The following is a 20,301-nucleotide window of genomic DNA, read 5'->3' on the forward strand; positions in this document are numbered from 1 at the left end:
CGACCGGGCCAGGGCGAACCAGGCCGCCGAGACCACCACCGCGCCGACGATCATCGGGGGCCAGGTCAGCGCGGCCTCCCACAGCCGGAGCGACCACCCGAACAGGACGCCACCGGCGACCGCACCGAGCAGCAGCCCACCGGTCAACCCGAACCCGACGGTGCGGGCCGACCGGGCGAGCCGGGGCGAGCCACGCCGGGCGACGAGCGCGCCGAGCAGCAGCCCGGCCAGCGCCAACACGGCGACCACACCCCAGATGCCGTTCAACGCGGCGGAGAGGAGCTGGTAACTCCGCGGCGGGTGCGGGCCGGCGCTCCAGCTCGACCCCTGCCAGGTCAGATCCCCGCCGGAGATCAGCACCACCGCCACCGCGAGCGTGCGCAGCGCCAGCCCGCGCAACGCACCGGCGGCCAGTTCGGCCTGGAAGCCCGGTGCGAGCTGGGCGGCGGTNGGTACGCCTCGACGGCGTCCTCCAACGCGTGCCGCGCCTCGGTCAGCAGGTCGGCCTTGAGTCGTCTAGGCCCGTGCAGCCGCCCGGACAACTCGCGCAGCCGCTCCTCGACATGTGCCTCCTGATGCACCCGCATGGGACCAGCCTGCCATCGACGACCACCCGGCCGCGTCGGGGTGAACCCCGGATCAGGGTGCGACCGCGAGATAGCCGCGTTCGGCCGCCTCCTGACGTGACCACTGCTCCCGGTACCAGCCGGGGCGCGACACCAGCTCGTCGTGCCGACCGCGCTGCACCACCCGGCCGCCCTCCAGCACCACGATCTCGTCCAGCCCGGCGAGACCGCTGAGCCGGTGGCTGATCAGCAGCACCGAGTGCCCGGCCGGGGTGGCGGCGAGCGCCGAGTCGAGCACCGCGTCCGCCGCCGCCGGGTCGAGACCCTCGGTCGGCTCGTCCAGCACCAGCACCGGCGGGGCGGCCAACAGCGCCCGGGCCAGCGCGAGCCGCTGCCGCTGCCCGCCGGAGAGCTGCCCACCCTGCTCACCGACCACCGTGTCCCAGCCCTCGGGCTGGTCGCGTACCCAGTCGAGCAGCCCGGCCGCCCGCGTCGCCGCGGCCAGGTCCGCCTCGCCGGCGTCCGGCCGACCGAGCAGCAGGTTCTCCCGCACCGTGGCGTGGAAGACGTACGCCTCGGCGAGCAGGCCACCGACGGACCGGGGCAGGTGCTCGGCCGGGTGACCGGCGACCGGCACTCCGCCGACGGTGACCCGGCCGGCGTCGGGGCGCACCGCGCCGGTGAGTACGGCGGCGAGCGTGCTCTTGCCGGCGCCGCTCGGCCCGACCACGGCCACCCGGCGGCCGGCCGGCAGGTCGAGGTCGAACCCGGCCAGGGCGGGCGCGGCACCGGGCCGGTAGCGCACCGACACCCCCTCGAACCGCACGTCGTGACCGTCGGGCGTCGGGGTGCCGTCCGGTGCCGGCGCGGCGGGCGCGGTGAGCAGGTCGGCGACCCGGGTCAGCCCGGCCCGGAGCTGGGTGCGCTGGCGGGCCGCCGCGACCAGGGCGAGCGCCACCTCCACGGCGGCCAGCGTGCCCACCGCGAGGACGCCGACCAGCACCCCGCCCACCCCGGCGCGCAGCGCCACGAGCACAACCGCGGCGGCGGTGAGCCCGCCCACCAGTACGCCGGTCGCGTCCACCGCGAAGCCGACCGCGGCGAGCCGTCGCTCCAGCCGCGCCAGCCGCCCCGCCCGCCCCTGGGCGACGGCCAGCGCGGCGCCGGTCGCCCCGAACGCGGCCAGGTCGGCGGCGCCGTGGGTGAGGTCGACCGCGTCCACCGCCAGCGCGCCGCGCAGCGGTGCCACCTCGTCGGCCGCGCGTCGGGTGAGCCGGGTGGCCAGCGCCGGCAGCGCCACGCCGGCGACCAGCAGGCCGACCGCGAGCACGCCGGCGGCCGGCGGTGAGATCAGCGCGGCGCCGCCGACCGCGAGCACGCCGACCAGGGCCGCCGCCGCCCCGGGGACGAGCACGCGCAGGAGCAGGTCCTGGGCGGCCTCCACGTCGGACACCAGCCGGCTCAACGCGTCCCCGGTGCGCCGGTCGGCGGCGTCCCGCCGGGCGGCCAGCGTGGCGAAGACCCGGGCCCGCAGGTCGGTGACCATGCGGAGCACGGCGTCGTGCCCGGCCAGCCGCTCGGTGTAGCGGAACACGCCCCGACCGACCGCGAGTGCCCGCACCGCGACGATGGCCACGGTCAGCCGGTCCAGCGGGGGCCGCCCGGCGGCGCTCATCAACAGCCAGGTGGCGGTGGCCAGCAGCGCCAGTCCGGCGAACTCGGTCGCCGCGGCGAGCAACCCGGCGCCCAGCAACCGGCCGAGGTAGGGCCGGGCCAGGCGCAGCACGGCCCGTTCGGCGTCCGGCCGGCCGGACCCCGGCGACCCGGTCGGGTCCACGGCGGTCATCGCGTCACCGTCCCGCCCACCCGGCCGGTCGGTGTCACGCCGTCGGGAACGGCGGTCCGGTCACCGGGCCGGTCGGTCGGCGTCGGGCGCAGCTCGGTGACCCGGCCGTCGGAGACGCGCAGGATCCGGTCGGCGTCGGCCAGCAGCGCGGGCCGGTGCGCGACCAGCAGCGCGGTCCGTCCGGCGACCAGCCGTCGGGTGGCGTGCAGGACCACCGCCTCACTGGCGCTGTCCAGCCGGGCGGTCGGCTCGTCCAGGAGCACCACCGGGGCGTCCCGGAGGAAGGCCCGCGCCAGCGCGACCCGCTGCCGCTGCCCGCTGGACAGGCCGTGGCCGCGCTCACCGAGCCGGGTGTCGAGCCCGTCGGGCAGTGCGGCGACCACCTCGTCCAGCGCGGCGTCGGTGACCGCTGCGGCGAGCACGTCGTCCGGGGTGTCCGGGGCGCCGAGGCGGATGTTGTCGGCCAGCGACCCGGCGAACAGGTGGGCCCGCTGCGGCACCCAGGCCAGCTCCCGACGCCAGGCGTCGAGGTCGGCCCCGGCCAGGTCCACCCCGTCCACGGTGACCCGGCCGGCGGTCGGGGTGACGAAGCCGAGCAGCAGGTTGAGCAGCGTGCTCTTACCCGCGCCGCTGGGCCCGATGACGGCCACCCGCTCGCCCGGGCGGATCGTCAGCGTGACGTCGCGCAACGCGGTCGTCCGGTCGTACGCGACGGTCACGCCCTCGAAGCGGATCTCGCCGCGGCCGTCCGGTGCCGCACGCCCGGCGGTGGCCGGCGGGGTGGCCGCGGACAGGGTGAGCGCCTCGTCCAGCGCGGTGAGCCCTTCCATGCTGGCGTGGAACCGGCTGCCCGCGGCCCGCAGCGGCAGGTACGCCTCCGGGGTGAGCAGCAGCACCAGCAGCGCGGTGGAGAGGGTGATCCCGCCGCCGAGCAGCCGGATGCCGACCGGCACCGCGACCAACGCCACCGAGAGCGTGGCGACCAGCTCCAGGACCAGCGCGGACAGGAACGCGATCCGCAGCGTGCGCATGGTGGCCTGGCGGTGGCCGTCGGCCATCCGGCGCACCACGTCGACCTGGGCCCGGGCGCGTCCGAACGCGCGCAGCGTGGGCAGCCCGGCCACCATGTCGAGGAAGTGCCCACCGAGCAGCGACAGCCGCCGCCACTGCCGTTCGGTGGCGGCCTGCGCCTGCCAGCCGAGCAGCGCCCCGAAGATCGGGATGAGCGGGATGGTGAGCGCGATGATCAGCGCCGAACTCCAGTCGGCGAACACGACCCGGGCCAGCACCGCCGCCGGCACGGTCACGCTCAGCACGAGCTGCGGCAGGTAGCCGGTGAAGTAGGGGTCGAGCGCGTCCAGCCCGCGCCCGGCCAGGGTGGCGAGTTGCCCGGCCCGCCGGCCGGCGACCCAGGTGGGACCGTGCCGGCCGACCGCGCGGAGCAGGTCGGCCCGCAGCGCCGCCTTGACCGTCGCGGCGGCCCGCGCCGCCACCGTGCCCTGCGCCCAGACCACCAGCGCCCGGGCGGTCACCGCCGCCACGAACCACGCCAGCGCCGGCCGGTGCAGCCGCCCGTCGATCGCGGTGGCCAGCAGCGTGGCCAGCGCGGTGGCCTGGGCGACCACCAGCAGCGCGGTGAGGCCGCCCAGCGTCGCGAGCACGGCGAGGTCGCGCCGGGCCGCGGGGACCCGACGCAGCAGACGCGGGTCGAACGGGCGGCGGCTCACCAGTACACCGGTGCCCTGCCGTCGATCCGTCCCCGGAACACCCACCAGCTCATCGCCTGAAAGCCTAGTAGGGCCGGCACGAGCGGCAGCACGAGCCAGCCCAGCAGCGCCAGCGTCGGGCGGCTCCCCCCCCCCNGGTCAGCGAGGCCGCCGGGTCGGCGGTGGAGACCAGCACCCGGGGCCAGAGGGCGGCCCCGACCAGCGGCGCGGGCAGCGCCAGCGCCGTCGAGGTGGCGGCGAAGGCCACCCCGACCCGGCCCCGGCCCAGCGCCGCGCGGGCCACCAGCAGCGCCGCCACCAGCGCCACCGGCAGGAGTACGGCGACCGCCGGTCGCGCCACGGCCGCGCGTACCCGGTCGGAGAGCAGGCCCAGCACGGTGGCCGTGGCGATCGCGGTGAGCGCGGTGGGCACCAGTCCGCGGGCCAGCCGGGCGAGGCCCGGCGCCTGCGCGGCCGGGAGCCGGAGCGTGAGGAAGGTCGCACCGTGCACCGCGACCAGCGCGAGCAGGGTCAGCGCGGCGGCGGCCACGAACGGGGTGACGACGTGGCCGATGCCGGCGACGTGCCCGCCGGCGGTGCGCGGCACCCCCTGGAGCAGCCCGCCGAGCAGGGCGCCCCAGCCGAGCGCGGCCAGCACGCTGCCGACCACCACCACCCGGTCCCAGCCGGCCCGGCCCACGCGCGTGGTCGGCCGGCTGCGTAGCTGCACCCCGACGGTCACCAGCACCACCCCGGCCAACGCGCCGAGCACGGCCGGGTAGAAGCCGGAGAGCAGTTCCCCCTCCAGCGTGGGGAACGCGCCGAACAGGATGCCGACGGCGGCGACCAGCCACACCTCGTTGCCGAGGAAGAACGGCCCGACGGCGGTGAGCGCGTCCCGGTGGGCTCCCGCGTGCCGGGCCAGGAGCAGTCCGACGCCGTAGTCGTAGCCGCCGAGCACGAGGTAGACGGCGAAGAAGAGACCGAGCAGGGCATACCAGGCGAGTTCCACGGCGCGCTCCCTCAGACGAACACGGGCTGGTGGTGGCCGTCGGCCTCGGGCGCGGGCGGGCGGCCGAGCGCGGGGTCGAGCGCCCCGCGGGCGGCGTGCCGGGCCAGCAGCGCCCAGTTGGTGACCGCCAGCGCGCCGAGCAGCAGGCTGAAGCCGACCAGCGAGGTGAGCATCAGGCCGGGCCCGACCGGCGAGACGGCCTGCGCGGTGGGCAGCAGCCCGTAGGCGACCCAGGGCTGGCGGCCCACCTCACGGGCGATCCAACCGAGCAGCACCGCCACGAACGGCAGCGGCAGACCGAGCAGGATCAGCCAGAGCGGGAACCGTAGTCGGATGATCCAGTCGCGCCAGAGCAGCGGCAGTAGGAGCCAGACGGCGCCCAGCGCGAAGCCGATCAGGATCATGAAGCCGAGCCCGACGCTGGACAGCGCTGGCGGATCCCAGTCGCCGGGGCCGAACCGCGCCGTCCACTCGGCGACCGTCGCCTCCCGGTCCGCGCCGCCGCCGAACTTGGTGGGCTGGAGCTGCCCGACCGGGCCGAACTGGGCGAAGCCGAAGCCCTGGAGCGCGGACACCGCGATCGCCGCGGTGACCAGACCGAGCCGCAGCGACGTGCGGAAGAGCGCGAAGTCGGGGGTACGCCGCAGCAGGTGCCACGCGCTGACCGCGGCCATCAGCAGGCCGCCGGTGAGCAGGCTCGCGGACAGTACGTGACCGAACGCGAAGCCGAACGTGGGGTTGGTGACCAGCGCGCCGAAGTCGGTGAGGTGGGCGACGCCGTCGCGGACCTCGTAGCCGACCGGGTGCTGGAGCCAGGCGTTCGCCACCATGATCCAGAACGCCGACGCGTACGCGGTGAGCGCGACGCCCCACAGCAACGCCAGGTGCACGCCGCGCCGGAGCCGGTGCCACCCGAAGATCCACATGCCGAGGAACGTGGACTCCAGGAAGAACGCCACGAGCGTCTCGATGGCGAGTGGGGCGCCGAACACGTTGCCCACGTAGCGCGACAGGCCGCTCCAGTTCAACCCGAACTGGAACTCCATCACGATGCCGCTGGCGATGCCGAGCACGTAGTTGATCACGTAGAGCTGGCCCCAGAAGCGGGTCAGCCGCTCGTAGACCGGCTTGCCGGTGAGGTAGCCGGCCGTCTGGAGCCCGACCAGGAGCGTGACCAGGCCGAGGGTGACCGCCACGAAGAGGAAGTGGATCGAGGTGGTGGTGGCGAACTGAAGGCGGGCGAGGAGCAGGGGATCCAAGACCGTTCTCCCACGGGTTGGCTCGCTTGTCGTAGGCACCCTACACGTAGAATGACTACGTATACGGACCCGCGAACCCGGAGAAGCCCCGTAGGGGCGGCGTCAGCTCAGGAACAGGGAGATCGGCAGCGCGACCAGGGTGGCGGCGACGGCCAGCGCGGTCGCGCCCAGCACCCGCGGCGGGCGGTCCGGGACCAGTAGCCGCTGCATCCGTACGTCGAGGTCGCGGTCGCCGATGCCGAGCGTGCCGGCCGGCGTGACCCGGTGCCCGGCGGCGGCGAACCGGCGCAGCGCGCCGGCCAGCGGCTCGTCCGCGTGCACCTCCCGGGCCTTGTCGTCGGCGCGCATCTCGACCAGCAGCGCCACCCGGGCGTGCGCGTCCCGCACCCAGCGGAACCAGGGCAGCGCCCGGCGCAGCGCGGTGAACGGCAGCAGCACCAGGTCGTGCCGCTCCTGGGCGTGCGCCCGCTCGTGGGTGAGCACCGCCGCCAGCTCGGCCGGATCGAGCAGGTCGAGCGTCCCGACGCTCACCACCACCCGGGGCCGCACCCCGGGCAGGCAGTACGCCGCCGCGCTCGGGTGGTCGAGCACCAGCGCGCCGGGCACCGTCGGGTCGCGCCGGGCGACCAGGCTGAGCAGTTCCCGGTGCCGGCGCTGGGCGCGTACCGCGCCGTGAACGCTGCGTACCGTCGTGGTGAGCAGCACCGCGCCGATGCCGAAGCCGACCCCGACCAGGCCGAGGTGCACCGCGCCCACGCCGGCCGGCAGGGTGCCGTGGGCCAGGTCGCCGGCGAGCGCCAGCAGCGCGCTCCCGGTCGGCCGGTCGTAGGCGGTGAGCCCGAGCGACATCGGCAGCCCCATGGCGGAGAGCCCGAGCGCCAGCCCGACCGCCTGCCAGCACACGATCGCGACCCGCGGCGCACGCCAGGTCCAGCGCGCGGCGGCGAGGACCTGCGCGGTCAGCCAGCAGGCCAGGACGGTCGCGGCGAAGTGCACGGTGTACGCCACGGCGGCCGCCCTACCGGTCCGTGGCCTCGTCGAGCGCCGGCCCGGCGGGCCGCGGATCCTCGACGCGGTCGGCCAGCCCGGCCCCGGCGGGTGGGGCGTGCTCGGCGTGGCCGGACCCGGCGGGTCGGGTGTGCTCGGCGTGGCCGGACCCGGCAGGTTGGGCGTCCTCGGCGTGGCCGGCCTCGGCTGGTCGGGTGTGCTCGGCGCGGCCGGCCTCGGCGGCGAGAGCGGCGCGGAGCACGTCCGCCTCCGTCCCGGTCACCGAGCGGGCGAAGCGCACGAGCGCGGCGTCCCGGCTGCCGCCCAGGTCGAGCGCGTCGAGCATGAGCCGGGCGATGTGCGCCTCGCGGGTGGCGGCGGGTCGGTAACGCCAGGCCCGCCCCTCCCGTTCGCGCTGCACCATGCCCTTGCCGGCGAGCCGGTCGAGCACCGTCATCACCGTCGTGTAGGCCAGCTCGCGGCCGTCGAGGGCGTCGGCGACCTCGCGCACGGTCACGCCGTCCGACGAAGCGGGCGTCGAGTCCCACAGCACGTCCATCACCGCACGCTCAAGGTCCCCCAGCCGAGTCACCCCTCAATCCTACCCCCGGTAGTAGAAGCCTCCCGCCCGACCAGGACTCCCCGTTGCAGAGGCCACGCTCGACGTGGCCCTGCTTGATGATCCATACCATCTCGGCGAAGTGGTGCTGTCGCACGCGGCTCGATGCCGCCACTACGCCGTGCTGGTGTTGATCTCCAAATCGGGCTGCGGTCGGCGCCACTCAACCGGCACCACCTCGGCGAAGTGGTGCCTTCACACCGGATGGGATGCCGCTACGTCGGCGAAGTGGAGTCGATCATGCCCGGCTCGGCCGGTGAGCCGGTCGGCCCGGCGGTATCGGCGAAGTGGCGGCATCCATGCGAGGAGGATGCCGCCGCTTCGGCGAACTGGGGTGGATCTTTGCGGAGCGGGGTGGCGGGGTCAGGTGCCCTTGGGGTGCCAGACCGTCTTCGTCTCAAGGAGCGTCGTCATGCGGGTGAGGCCCGGGTCGGTGTGCCAGTCGTGGTCGGCCGGGGCCGGGCGGAGCACCCGCTTCAGGTTCTCCGCGGCCCTGACCTCCAGCTCCGCCGCCAGTTCGGCGTCGGCGACCCCGGTCAGGTCGATGGCGTTGACGTCCATGTGCGCGGCCAGCGTCGGCACCGTCTCGGACAGGCGACCGGTGAGGATGTTGACCACCCCGCCCGGCAGGTCGGAGGTGGCCAGCACCTCGGCCAGCGTCACCGCTGCCAGCGGCGCCGCCGGGGAGGCGGCCACCACCACGGTGTTGCCGGTCACGATGGCGGGGGCGATCACGCTGACCAGGCCGAGCAGCGCCGGCGTCTCGGGGGCCACCGCGGCCACCACGCCGGTCGGCTCCGGCGCGGACAGGTTGAAGTACGGCCCGGCCACCGGGTTCGCCCCGCCGTAGACCTGCGGCAGCTTGTCGGACCAGCCCGCGTACCAGACCCAGCGGTCGACCGCCGCGTCGACCTCGTCCGCCGGTACGCCGAGCGCGACGAACTGCTCGCGCCGGCCCTCCAGCATCTCGGCCACCCGGTAGAGGATCTGACCCCGGTTGTACGCGGTCGCGCCGGCCCAGCCCTTCGCCGCGGCGCGGGCGGCCACGACGGCGTCCCGCGCGTCCTTCCGGGAGGCGAGAGACACGTTGGAGTCCTGCACGAGGTATGACCGTCCCGACTCGCTGCGCGGGAACTTCCCGCCGATGAAGAGCTTGTACGTCTTGCGTACCGCGACCCGCTCAGACATTGAGGTATCCCTCCAGGCCGTGCCGGCCGCCCTCGCGGCCGTAGCCCGACTCCTTGTAGCCACCGAACGGGGAGGTCGGGTCGAACTTGTTGAACGTGTTGGCCCAGACCACGCCGGCGCGCAGCCGGTCGGCCGTCCACAGGATCCGGGAACCCTTGTCGGTCCAGATCCCGGCGGACAGCCCGTACGGTGTGTTGTTGGCCTTCTCGACCGCCTCGGCGGGGGTGCGGAAGGTCAGCACGGACAGCACCGGGCCGAAGATCTCCTCGCGGGCGACCCGGTGCGCCTGGGTGACCCCGGTGAAGATCGTCGGCGCGAACCAGAACCCGCGCTCGGGCAGCTCGCATGGCGGCGACCAGCGCTGGGCGCCCTCGGCCGAGCCGGCGTCGGACAGTTCCCGGATGCGCGCGAGCTGGTCGGCCGAGTTGATCGCGCCGACGTCGGTGTTCTTGTCCAGCGGGTCGCCGACCCGCAGCCGGGCCATCCGGCGCTTGAGCGACTCCAGCACCTCGCCGGCGACCGATTCCTGCACCAGCAGCCGGGAACCGGCACAGCAGACGTGCCCCTGGTTGAAGAAGATGCCGTTGACGATCCCCTCGACGGCCTGGTCGATCGGGGCGTCGTCGTAGACGATGTTGGCGGCCTTGCCGCCCAGCTCCAGGGTGAGCTTCTTGCGGGTGCCGGCGACGGCGCGGGCGATGGCCTTACCGACCTCGGTGGAGCCGGTGAACGCGACCTTGTCCACGCCCGGGTGCTCGACCAGCGCGCGGCCGGTGTCGCCGGCGCCGGTGACGATGTTGACCACGCCGGCCGGCAGGTCGGCCTGCTGGCAGATCTCGGCGAAGAGCAGCGCGGTCAGCGGGGTGGTCTCGGCCGGTTTGAGCACCACCGTGTTGCCGGCCGCGAGGGCCGGGGCGATCTTCCAGGCCAGCATGAGCAGCGGGAAGTTCCACGGGATGACCTGCGCGGCCACGCCGAGCGGCTTCGGGTCCGGCCCGAAGCCCGCGTACGGGAGCTTGTCGGCCCAGCCGGCGTAGTAGAAGAAGTGCGCGGCGACCAGCGGCAGGTCGACGTCGCGGGACTCGCGGATCGGCTTGCCGTTGTCCAGCGACTCCAGCACGGCCAGCTCGCGGGAGCGTTCCTGGACGAGCCGGGCGATCCGGAACAGGTACTTCGCCCGGTCCCGGCCCGGCATCGGACCCCAGACCTGCTCGTACGCCGTCCGCGCGGCGCGGACCGCGCGGTCCACGTCCGCCTCGCCGGCCCAGGTCACCTCGGCCAGGACCTCCTCGGTGGCCGGATTGATCGTCTTGTGGAGATCCTCGCCGTCCACGAACTCGCCGTCGATGAACAGGCCGTAGGACGGTCTGAGGTCGACGATCGCGCGGGACTCGGGCGCGGGGGCGTATTCGAACATCGCGGTCAGTCCAGGGTGAAGTAGTCGGGGCCGGCGTAGACGCCGGTCGTCAGCTTGGTGCGCTGCATCAGCAGGTCGTTGAGCAGGCTGGACGCGCCGAACCGGAACCAGTCCGGGTCGAGCCAGTCCGCACCGACCGTCTCGTTGACCATGACCAGGTACTTGATCGCGTCCTTGGTGGTCTTGATCCCGCCGGCCGGCTTGACGCCGACCTGCCGCCCGGTGGCGGCGCGGAAGTCACGGACCGCCTCCAGCATCACCAGCGTCACCGGGAGCGTGGCCGCGACCGGGACCTTGCCGGTGGAGGTCTTGATGAAGTCACCGCCGGCCAGCATGCCCAGCCAGGACGCCCGCCGCACGTTGTCGTAGGTGGCCAGCTCGCCGGTCTCCAGGATCACCTTCAGGTGGGCGTCCCCGCACGCCTGTTTGGTGGCCACGATCTCGTCGTAGACCTCGCCGTAGCGGCCGGCCAGGAACGCGCCCCGGTTGATCACCATGTCGATCTCGTCCGCGCCGGCCGCGACGGCGGCCCGGACGTCGGCGAGCTTGACCTCCAGCGGGGCCTGACCGGACGGGAACGCGGTCGCCACGCTGGCCAGGTGCACGCCGCTGCCGGCCAGCACCTCGGCCACGTACGGGACCATGGCGGGATAGACGCAGACCGCGCCGACGTGCGGACAGGACGGGTCGGCCGGGTCGGGGCGCAACGCCTTCGCGGCGAGCGCCCGAACCTTGCCGGGGGTGTCGGCCCCTTCGAGGGTGGTCAGGTCGACCATCCGGATCGCCAGGTCGATCGCCTGCGCCTTCGCGGTGGTCTTGATGGAACGGGTGCCGAGTTGGGCCGCCCGCTGCTCCGCGCCGACCTGGTCCACGCCCGGTAGGCCGTGCAGGAAGGTCCGCAGAGCGGTCTCCGATCGTCCCAGCTCGGAGAGGTCCGACCGGGCCGACGTCGCTGTCGCCGTCATGCCCCGAATAGTACGCACCCGCGCGTCGAGTGATCTTGGTCACGACCGGCGGTCGTGCGCTGCGGCCGCACCCGCCGTACGCCGGACCGCGGACCGGTAGGTTGAGCGATCGTGGACGTACACGTCATTGACCATCCGCTCGCCCAGTCGCGGCTGACCGCCATGCGAGATGCCCGGACCGACTCCGCGACGTTCCGGGCCGCGCTGCGGGAACTCACCACCATGCTGGTGTACGAGGCCGCGCGTTCCTTCCCGGTCGAGAACTACTCGATCCAGACCCCGGTCACCGCCGCCGAGGGCACCCGGTTGGCGAATCCGCCGCTGCTGGTGCCGGTGCTGCGGGCCGGTCTCGGTATGGCCGACGCCGCACTCGGCCTGCTGCCCGAGTCGTCGATGGGCTTCGTGGGCCTCGCCCGCGACGAGGAGACGTACGAGCCGCGGGCGTACATGGAGTCGCTGCCCCGCGACCTGAGCGGGCTGCCGGTGCTGGTGCTCGACCCGATGCTGGCCACCGGTGGCTCGCTGGAGCACTGCTGCCGGCTGCTCGCCGACCGGGGCTGCACCGACATCACCGTGCTCTGCGTGCTGGCCGCCCCGGTCGGCATCGAGCGGCTGGAGCGCAGCGGCCTGCCGCTGCGGCTGGTCACCGCGTCCATCGACGAGGGCCTGAACGACAAGATGTTCATCGTTCCGGGCCTCGGTGACGCCGGCGACCGTCAGTTCGGCGGCATGCCGCGCTTCTGAATCGCGCCGGCGGGACGGGAGACGGCGGCGAGTCCGTGCGCGGGGGTGCGGGGAGGCGCTAGCGTTCCGGGCCATGACTGGTGTTGCGCTCGCCGAGGAGTTGCTGCTCCTCGCGTATGACGACGAAACCGGCAAGGCCACCATGCCGCGGATCAGCCTCGACCTGGGGATGGCCGCGGCGGTGCTGGTGGAGCTGGCCCTGGCCGGGCGGATCGCGTACGTGGACGGGAACCTGGCGGTGGTCGACCCGGCGCCGATCGGCGAGCCGATCGCGGACGGGGTCCTCGCCAAGATCGCTGCGGATACGCCGCACACGCCGTCGTCGTGGGTGCAGCGGCTGCGGCACGGGCTGCGCGACAGCATCCTCGGCGACCTGTGCGGCCGGGGCGTGGTCCGCGACGTGGAGGAGACCGAGCTGGGCTTCATCCACGTGCACCGCTACCCGGTGGCGGACGCCTCGGTCGAGGCGGACATCCGGCGGCGGCTGGCCGACGCGTTGACCAGTGGGCAGCTCCCGGACGAGCGGACCGCCGCGCTCGCCACGCTGGTCGCGGTGCTGCGGATGGAGCCGGCGCTCGGGCTGACCGGGGCCGCCGCCGGGGAGGCCGGCAAGCGCCTGTCGGAGATCGCGGCGGGTGCCGGCTTCTCCGGCACGGTGAGCCTGGAGGACAGCGTGGTGCGCCCCTCGGTGAGCCTGGTCGTCGCCGCTCTGGCGCAGGCCGTCGACGCCGCCCTCGGCAAGCGGGGCGTGTAAGGAGGGGCCCCCTGTTAACGCATCCGGTATAGAAGGGGCCCCCTCTCACCCTCAGAGGGCCAGGGCGGCGGCGATCTCGGTGCGCAGCGCCGTGGCGGCGGCCCGGGCGCGGTGGCGGGCGCCGGGGACGTCGCCGTCGGTCACCGGCTCCACCACCTCCAGGTACGCCTTGAGCTTCGGCTCGGTGCCGGAGGGCCGGATCACCACCCGGGCGGCGTCGGTGCGCAGGATCACCACGTCCGCCTCGGGGAGCAGGTCGGACGCCTCGGTGACCGGACGCCCGAGCAGTGCGGTCGGGGTGGCCGCCCGGATCCGCGCCATCGCGTCGGTGATCACCCGCAGGTCCTCGACCCGCGCCGAGAGCTGGTCGGTGTGGTGCACGCCGAACTCGGCGGCCAGCTCGTCGAGGCGGTCGGTGAGCGTACGGCCCTGCGCCTTGAGGTCGGCGGCCAGCTCGGCGACGGTCAGCGCGGCGGTGATGCCGTCCTTGTCCCGGACGTGCCCCGGCGCGACGCAGTAGCCCAGCGCCTCCTCGTAGCCGTACACCAGGGGCTCCCGGCCGCCGCCGGCCCGGACGATCCACTTGAACCCGGTCAACGTCTCGTCGTAGGGCAGCCCCCGGGCGGCGGCCATGGCCCGCAGCAGCGTCGACGAGACGATGGTGGTGGCGTACAGGCCGGTCACGCCGCGGCGCATCAAATGGTCGGCGAGCAGCGCGCCCACCTCGTCGCCGCGCAGCATCCGCCAGGACCCGGCGTCGCGGACGGCCACCGCGCAGCGGTCCGCGTCCGGGTCGTTGGCGATCGCCAGGTCCGCGCCGGTGCGGTCGGCGAGCGCGACCAGCAGGTCCACCGCGCCCGGTTCCTCCGGGTTGGGGAAGCTGACGGTCGGGAACGCCGGGTCCGGTTCGGCCTGTTCCGGCACCACGCCGGGCACGCCGAACCCGGCCCGGGTGAAGGTGGCGGTCAGCACCGCCGCGCCCACGCCGTGCAGCGGGGTGTACGCCACCTTCAGGTCACGCGGCCCGGTCGGGTCGACCACCGCCGCGGCCCGTTCCACGTACGCGGTGATCAGATCGTCGGCGAGCACCTGGCCGGCCGGGCCGAGCGGCACCCGGGCCAGTGAACCGACCGCGCGGATGGCCGCCTCGATGCCGGCGTCGGCCGGCGGCACGATCTGTGCACCGGCACCCAGGTCGCCGCCGAGCCGCGCGCCCAGGTAGACCTTGTACCCGTTGTCCTGCGGCGGGTTGTGGCTGGCGGTGACCATCACGCCGGCGACGGCGCCGAGCTGCCGCACCGCGAACGCCAGCACGGGCGTGGGCAGGGGGCGGGGCAGCAGCAGGGCCGGACGGCCGGCGCCGGTGGCCACCTGCGCGGTGCGTTCGGCGAAGGCACGCGAGCCGCGCCGGGCGTCGTACCCGATCACAAGCGGACCCTCGCCGCCCTGGGCGGCGAGCCAACCGACCAGCCCGGCGGCGGCCTGGGTGACCACGGCCAGGTTCATCCCGTTGGGCCCGGCGCGCAGCGGACCGCGCAGGCCGGCGGTGCCGAACGTCAGCGGGCCGGCGAACCGGTCGGCCAGGTCGGTCGCCGTGCCGGGCAGCCCGTCGAGGACGGCGCGCAACTCGTCCCGGTCGGCCGGGTCGGGGTCGTCGGCGAGCCAGCGCTCGGCTCGGCCGCGAAGGTCGTCAAGATCAGTGGTGTCCGCCGCCATGGCCTCTTGATAGCACGGCGGCGGATCACCCTCGGTCGTCGGCCTCGACTCAGTCGGCCGCCGCGAGCCGGAACGAGTCGGCCATCGCGTCGAAGATCGGCTTTGTNCGCGCGTCGGTGGAGGAGAGGTAGAACGAGTAGACCTTCCCGTCCTTGACCAGACCCCGCCAGACGCCGTGCCGCATGGTGTCGCCCTCGCCGCAGGTGTATTCCAGTTGGCCCGCGTCCTGCCCGGCCAGCTTCTGCTCGGAGACGGACATCTCGGTGTAGGGCGCGGGACAGTTCTTGCTCTTGGCGCTGTTCTTCTTCAGATTCCGGGAGGCGAACTCGGCCCAGCTGATCGAGGTGCCGCTCCACTCCTCGGCGATGACCCGCACCTTGCGGCCCTCGTCGGCGGGGTCGACGTAGTCGACGTAGAGGCCGCCGGTCTGCCGCTGCCAGCCCTTCGGCACCTGGACGGTGACGCCCTTGACGGTCTGCTCCTGCATCTCCGGCGCGGCGGCGGCCGAGTTCGTGGGCAGCGTGCCGACGATCGGCGGGGGCGCGTCGTCGCCGCCGCTGGTCAGCGCGATCACGCTCACCAGGAGCACCACGGCCAGGCCACCGGCGACGGCGAGCTGGACCTTGCGCGGCCACGCCTTCACCCGGCCGAGCAGGCCCTTCGCCCCGCCGGAAGGGCCGTCGGCCGGGGCGGTGGCCGGGGTGGTCCACGGCTGGCCGGTGCCCGGCACCGACCACTGGGTGCCGCCGTACACCGGCTGGGTGGCGTCGACGGTGCGGCCGTAGGTGGTGGGCACCGCCTGGGTCGCGTCCGTACCGGTGCCCTGGCCGAGCCGGACGGTGGGGTCGGCCGAGATGCGCTGGGTGGCGTCGGACGTGCCCGGCCCGGACATCGCGCCGGTGGGGGTGTGCAGCGGCCCGGCCAGCACGTCGGCGCTGGTCTCGTCGAGCGCCGCGTCGCCCGCCGTGGGCTTGGCCGCCGGGCGCTCGCCGCGCCGCAGCGCGGCCAGCCGGTCGGTCAGCGACTCCTCCGGGGCGATCATCGCCCGGCCGCCGATCTGGCCGCTCGGCTTCGGCTCCGGCGCGATCGCCGGCGGGGTGGTCGGTCGCTGCACGGGCACCACCGCGTACGGGTCGGTGACCGAGTTGACCGCGGTGGCGGTGCTGGTCAGCGGCCCGGCGAGCAGCTCACGCAGCATGGCCCGGGCGCGGTGCACGTCCAGCCGGCGGGCCGGGTCCTTCTCCAGCAGGCCCATCAGCACGCCGGTGAGCGGGCCGCTGCGCTGCGGCGTGGCGGGTGGGTCCTCGACCACGGCGTGCATGGTCTCGATGGGGTCGCCCTTGTCGAACGGGGGCCGACCCTCGACCGCGGTGTAGAGCGTCACGCCGAGTGAGAACAGGTCGCTGGGCGGCCCGAACTCCTGGCCCATGGCCCGCTCGGGGGAGATGAAGTGCGGCGAGCCGAGCACCATGCCGGGCGTGGTGAGCTGCACGTCGGTGGGCATCCGGGCGACGCCGAAGTCGGTGAGCACGCAGCGGCCGTCGGTGCAGATCAGCACGTTGGCCGGCTTGACGTCGCGGTGCAGCACACCGATGGCGTGCGCCACCTCCAACGCGCCGAGCAGGGCGATGCCGATCTTGCCGACCGCGCGCGGGGCGACCGGCCCGTCCTCGATCACCATGTCGGCGAGGCTGCGGGCGTCCAGCAGCTCCATCACGATCCATGGCCGGCCACCCTCGGTGACCACGTCGTAGACCTGCACCACGGCGGGGTGCTGGATGGCGGCGGCGGCGCGGGCCTCGCGCAGCGTCCGCTCGTAGAGCGCGTCCCGGTCGCTGGGGGCCAGCCCCGGCGGGAGGACGACCTCCTTGACCGCGACGTCGCGGCGCAGCAGGGTGTCTGTGGCTCGCCAGACCGTGCCCATGCCTCCGTTGCCCACCGGGGAGCGCAACGAGTAGCGACCACCGATGGTGGTGCCGGGCGCCGCGCGTCCAGTGGGGGGACTGGTCGGTCCGCCGCTCCACGTCGGAATCTGAGTCACAGAAAAGCCACCGGGGGATATCGAGGGGGCTGGGACACAACCCCTCTATCTTGCTGGTTCCGACGCCCGATGCGAAACCCGACGCGGCGGGCGTTTACCTACTCGACGGTATGTCCGCCGGTCACTCACCTCCGCTTCCCGCTGTGCGGTATCCCTCACCCACCAAGTGGTGATCGCGTCCTACCATCCGGTAATGAGCGATGCGCGGTCAAGCGAGTCGGGCTTCCCGATCAAGGGNGTGACTTCCCGTACACCCGTGGGGTGTACTCGACGATGTACACGTCCCGCCCGTGGACCATGCGACAGTACGCCGGCTTCGGCACCGCCGCCGAGAGCAACGCGCGTTACCACCAGTTGCTGCGCGCCGGGACGATGGGCCTGTCCGTGGCGTTCGACCTGCCCACCCAGATGGGGTACGACTCGGACGACCCGATCGCGAGCGGCGAGGTGGGCAAGGTCGGCGTGGCGATCGACTCCATCGAGGACATGCGTACGCTCTTCGGCGGCATCCCGCTGGACAAGGTCTCCACCTCGATGACCATCAACGCGCCCGGCTCCGTGCTGCTGCTGCTCTACCAGCTCGTGGCGGAGGAGACCGGGGTGCCCGGGTCGGCGCTCAACGGCACCATCCAGAACGACATCCTCAAGGAGTACATCGCCCGGGGGACGTACATCTTCCCGCCGAAGCCCTCCCTGCGGCTGGTCGCCGACACCTTCGCCTACTGCCGGGCCGAGGTGCCGAAGTGGAACACCATCTCCATCTCCGGCTATCACATGGCCGAGGCCGGCGCCTCGCCCGCGCAGGAGATCGCGTTCACGCTGGCCAACGGCGTGGAGTACGTCCGGGCGGCGCTGGCGGCGGGGCTGGCCGTGGACGACTTCGCGCCCCGGCTGTCGTTCTTCTTCGTGGCCCGCACCACGCTGCTGGAGGAGGTCGCCAAGTTCCGCGCGGCCCGGCGCATCTGGGCCAAGCTGATGCGCGACGAGTTCGGGGCGAAGAACCCGAAGTCGATGATGCTGCGCTTCCACACCCAGACGGCTGGTGTGCAGCTCACCGCGCAGCAGCCGGAGGTCAACCTGGTCCGGGTGGCGGTGCAGGGCCTGGGTGCGGTGCTCGGCGGCACCCAGTCGCTGCACACCAACAGCTTCGACGAGGCGATCGCGCTGCCCACCGAGAAGGCGGCCCGGCTGGCGCTGCGCACCCAGCAGGTGCTGGCGTACGAGACGGACCTGACCGCGACGGTGGACCCGTTCGCCGGGTCGTACGTGGTGGAGGCGATGACCGACGAGTTGGAGACCGCGATCACCGCGCTGATGGACCGGGTCTTCGACCACGGCTCGGCGGTGGACGCCATCGAGGCCGGCTTCCAGAAGCGGGAGATCGAGCAGTCCGCGTACCGGATCGCGCAGGAGATCGACTCGGGCGAGCGGGTGGTGGTCGGGCTCAACCGGTTCCGGATCGACGAGGAGGAGCCGTACGAGCCGCTGCGGGTGGACCCGGCGATCGAGGCGGCCCAGGCGGAGCGGCTGGCCAAGCTGCGCGCGGAGCGGGACCCGGGGCCGGTGGAGCGGGCCCTGGCGGAACTGCGCGCCGCGGCCCAGAGCGACACCAACGTGCTCCACCCGATGAAGGACGCGCTGCGGGCCCGGGCCACGGTCGGCGAGGTGTGCGGGACGCTGCGCGAGGTGTGGGGCACCTACCGGCCGAGCGACCGGTTCTGACCCGTCCGCACGGCGGCCCGACCGACGCCCTCCGTGTCGGCGTCGGGCCGCCGTGGCGTCGCCTGCCGCGTGTGCGGTCGGGGAGAACGGGTAACCCGACCGGATGAACCGGACGGACAGCCTGTGCGGTCGACTACCGGGCGGTCGTGTCACCGTCGGGAGCCGTTCGGTCGCGCGCCGTTGTCGGTCAATTGTCCGAGCGGCCGTTGACCGCCGTGACCGATGCGACAATTCGGTCGGTTACCGGTTGTAGGAGGTGGGGGGCGGATGACGGCGTTCGACCATGATCTACCTGCTGTCCCGCAGATATCCGAGCCCTCTCACCAGGGCGTTCGTGACGCTGCGCGATCCGATCGCTACGCGAAGGACGTTGCGCAGCGTCACCGTCGGAGGTCTAGGCTGTCTGCTGTCCTGCCCGATGATCCATCCCTCACCAGTGATCGAGAATTCGACGTGACGAGTGCGTTGACGCTGCCTCCGGGCGGCCCGCTGGCGTCGTCCCGGCCCGAGGCGCCGACCGGTTCCCAGCCCCTGCCCTTCGAGCTCGACCATCTGCTCGCGCTGCGGGTACCCGGCCTCATCGCCACCCGCCGTCACATCCACTCGCACCCGGAACTGTCGGGTGAGGAGTTCGAGACGGCCGCCCTGGTCCACCGGGAGCTGTCGCTCGCCGGGCTGAAGCCGCGCCTGCTGCCGAAGGGCAACGGTGTCATCTGCGACATCGACGGCCGCCCCGACGGGCCGGTGGTCGCGCTCCGCGCCGACATCGACGCGCTGCCGCTGAGCGACTCGAAGGACGTGCCGTACCGCTCCACCGTGGACGGGGTCTGCCACGCCTGCGGGCACGACGTGCACACCACGGTCATGCTCGGCGTCGGCATGCTGCTCGCCCAGCTCGCCGACCTCGGTCAGCTCGACGGCCGGGTGCGGCTGATCTTCCAGCCGGCCGAGGAGATCCTGCCCTGCGGCTCGCTGGAGGTCATCGAGGCCGGCGGTCTGGACGACGTGGTGCAGATCTTCGCGCTGCACTGCGACCCGAACCTCGGCGTGGGCAAGGTCGGCCTGCGGGTCGGCCCGATCACCGCCGCCGCGGACAACGTCACCGTCCGGCTCACCGGCCCCGGTGGGCACACCGCCCGCCCGCACCTGACCGTCGACCTGGTCGACGCGCTCGGCCGGCTGGTCACCGAGGTGCCGTCGCTGATCAGCCGCCGGGTGCCGGCCAACAGCGGACTGCTGCTGGTGTTCGGCCACGCCTCGGCCGGCACCCGCTACAACGTCATCCCCTCCGAGGCCTTCGCCTCCGGCACGCTGCGGGTGATGGACCGGGAGACCTGGGACCAGGCGCCCAAGATCGTTGCCCAGGTGGTGCGGGACGTGCTCGCGCCCACCGGCGCCACCGTCGACCTGGAATACCTGCGCGGCCGGCCCCCGGTCACCAACGACGCCGGAGCCATCGGCGTGCTCACCGCGGCCACCGCGTCGGCGCTCGGGGCGGAGGGCATCGCCGAGACGCCGCAGAGCATGGGCGGCGAGGACTTCTCCTGGTACCTGGAGCACGTGCCGGGCGCGCTCGCCCGCCTCGGCGTCGGCCGGAACGGGCCCAACGTGGACCTGCACCGGGCCTCCTTCGACGTGGACGAGCGCGCCATCGAGGTGGGCGTACGCCTCATGGTCCAGACCGCGCTGCGGGCACTGGCGGCGGCGCGCTGACCGGACCGCCCGCCGGCCCGCCCGGCAGCGGGCCCGGCGGGTTCGG

The 20,301-nt window shown here is 74.0% G+C and carries 14 protein-coding genes and 2 pseudogenes; 4 read left to right on the forward strand and 12 right to left on the reverse strand.

Annotated elements, in window-relative coordinates; genetic code table 11:
- From B1205_RS31735 to deoC, 10 genes and pseudogenes are all read right to left on the reverse strand, one after another.
- Nucleotides 1-363, reverse strand: a pseudogene (locus tag B1205_RS31735) (permease prefix domain 1-containing protein); the annotation flags it as partial.
- 276 nt (nucleotides 364-639) lie between these two features.
- Nucleotides 640-2,412, reverse strand: coding sequence for a thiol reductant ABC exporter subunit CydC (gene cydC / locus B1205_RS29835; RefSeq protein ID WP_176308664.1), 1,773 nt, complete (start codon nucleotides 2,410-2,412; stop codon nucleotides 640-642).
- Nucleotides 2,409-4,139 (reverse strand): thiol reductant ABC exporter subunit CydD, encoded by a 1,731-nt coding sequence (gene cydD, locus B1205_RS29840; protein ID WP_254910017.1) that lies wholly within the window; start codon nucleotides 4,137-4,139, stop codon nucleotides 2,409-2,411. Before cydD ends, cydC begins: the two co-directional genes overlap by 4 nt.
- A gap of 64 nt (nucleotides 4,140-4,203) precedes the next feature.
- Entirely contained in the window at nucleotides 4,204-5,130 is a 927-nt protein-coding gene (locus B1205_RS17440; RefSeq protein WP_254910018.1) for a cytochrome d ubiquinol oxidase subunit II, read from the reverse strand.
- Nucleotides 5,131-5,141: 11 nt separating this feature from the next.
- Nucleotides 5,142-6,389: a cytochrome ubiquinol oxidase subunit I gene (locus tag B1205_RS17445; RefSeq protein WP_089156579.1), complete on the reverse strand. Its 1,248-nt coding sequence runs from the start codon at nucleotides 6,387-6,389 to the stop codon at nucleotides 5,142-5,144.
- Between the two features lie 102 nt (nucleotides 6,390-6,491).
- Nucleotides 6,492-7,397, reverse strand: a complete 906-nt coding sequence (locus tag B1205_RS17450; protein ID WP_089156580.1) for a M56 family metallopeptidase — start codon at nucleotides 7,395-7,397, stop codon at nucleotides 6,492-6,494.
- Nucleotides 7,398-7,407: 10 nt separating this feature from the next.
- Nucleotides 7,408-7,968 carry a BlaI/MecI/CopY family transcriptional regulator gene (locus B1205_RS17455; RefSeq protein ID WP_089156581.1) on the reverse strand — a complete coding sequence of 187 codons (561 nt, stop codon included), beginning with the start codon at nucleotides 7,966-7,968 and terminating at the stop codon, nucleotides 7,408-7,410.
- Between the two features lie 390 nt (nucleotides 7,969-8,358).
- Nucleotides 8,359-9,183, reverse strand: coding sequence for an aldehyde dehydrogenase family protein (locus B1205_RS17460; RefSeq protein WP_089156582.1), 825 nt, complete (start codon nucleotides 9,181-9,183; stop codon nucleotides 8,359-8,361).
- On the reverse strand, nucleotides 9,176-10,600 hold the full coding sequence (locus tag B1205_RS17465) for an aldehyde dehydrogenase family protein (protein ID WP_089156583.1): 1,425 nt from the start codon (nucleotides 10,598-10,600) through the stop codon (nucleotides 9,176-9,178). The genes B1205_RS17460 and B1205_RS17465 overlap by 8 nt, the downstream gene beginning before the upstream one ends.
- Before the next feature lie 5 nt (nucleotides 10,601-10,605).
- A complete protein-coding gene (deoC, locus tag B1205_RS17470; protein ID WP_089156584.1) occupies nucleotides 10,606-11,565 on the reverse strand; it encodes a deoxyribose-phosphate aldolase in 960 nt (319 codons plus the stop codon).
- Between the two features lie 111 nt (nucleotides 11,566-11,676).
- Between deoC and upp the strand changes: the two genes are divergently transcribed.
- Nucleotides 11,677-12,309 carry a uracil phosphoribosyltransferase gene (gene upp, locus B1205_RS17475; protein WP_089156585.1) on the forward strand — a complete coding sequence of 211 codons (633 nt, stop codon included), beginning with the start codon at nucleotides 11,677-11,679 and terminating at the stop codon, nucleotides 12,307-12,309.
- A gap of 73 nt (nucleotides 12,310-12,382) precedes the next feature.
- Complete coding sequence (locus tag B1205_RS17480; protein ID WP_089156586.1) at nucleotides 12,383-13,063, forward strand: GOLPH3/VPS74 family protein; 681 nt, start codon at nucleotides 12,383-12,385, stop codon at nucleotides 13,061-13,063.
- Nucleotides 13,064-13,114: 51 nt separating this feature from the next.
- On the opposite strand, the gene B1205_RS17485 is transcribed toward B1205_RS17480, so the two are convergent.
- Entirely contained in the window at nucleotides 13,115-14,779 is a 1,665-nt protein-coding gene (locus B1205_RS17485; protein ID WP_089156587.1) for a phospho-sugar mutase, read from the reverse strand.
- Between the two features lie 49 nt (nucleotides 14,780-14,828).
- Nucleotides 14,829-16,820: a serine/threonine-protein kinase gene (locus B1205_RS17490; protein WP_089156588.1), complete on the reverse strand. Its 1,992-nt coding sequence runs from the start codon at nucleotides 16,818-16,820 to the stop codon at nucleotides 14,829-14,831.
- Nucleotides 16,821-17,013: 193 nt separating this feature from the next.
- Here B1205_RS17490 and B1205_RS17495 point away from each other — a divergent pair.
- Nucleotides 17,014-18,542, forward strand: a pseudogene (locus B1205_RS17495) (acyl-CoA mutase large subunit family protein).
- A gap of 453 nt (nucleotides 18,543-18,995) precedes the next feature.
- Nucleotides 18,996-20,255 carry an amidohydrolase gene (locus B1205_RS17500; protein WP_089156589.1) on the forward strand — a complete coding sequence of 420 codons (1,260 nt, stop codon included), beginning with the start codon at nucleotides 18,996-18,998 and terminating at the stop codon, nucleotides 20,253-20,255.
- Nucleotides 20,256-20,301: the final 46 nt, after the last annotated feature.

The sequence above is a fragment of the Micromonospora sp. NBS 11-29 genome, assembly GCF_002140155.1.
Taxonomy (GTDB): Bacteria; Actinomycetota; Actinomycetes; order Mycobacteriales; family Micromonosporaceae; genus Micromonospora.

Bases quoted from the DNA above. Each gene is read 5' to 3' on its own strand.
- cydC (WP_176308664.1), bottom strand. From the start codon at position 2,412: ATGACCGCCGTGGACCCGACCGGGTCGCCGGGGTCCGGCCGGCCGGAC.
- B1205_RS17460 (WP_089156582.1), bottom strand. From the start codon at position 9,183: ATGTCTGAGCGGGTCGCGGTACGCAAGACGTACAAGCTCTTCATCGGC.
- B1205_RS17465 (WP_089156583.1), bottom strand. From the start codon at position 10,600: ATGTTCGAATACGCCCCCGCGCCCGAGTCCCGCGCGATCGTCGACCTC.
- B1205_RS17480 (WP_089156586.1), top strand. From the start codon at position 12,383: ATGACTGGTGTTGCGCTCGCCGAGGAGTTGCTGCTCCTCGCGTATGAC.
- B1205_RS17485 (WP_089156587.1), bottom strand. From the start codon at position 14,779: ATGGCGGCGGACACCACTGATCTTGACGACCTTCGCGGCCGAGCCGAG.
- deoC (WP_089156584.1), bottom strand. From the start codon at position 11,565: ATGACGGCGACAGCGACGTCGGCCCGGTCGGACCTCTCCGAGCTGGGA.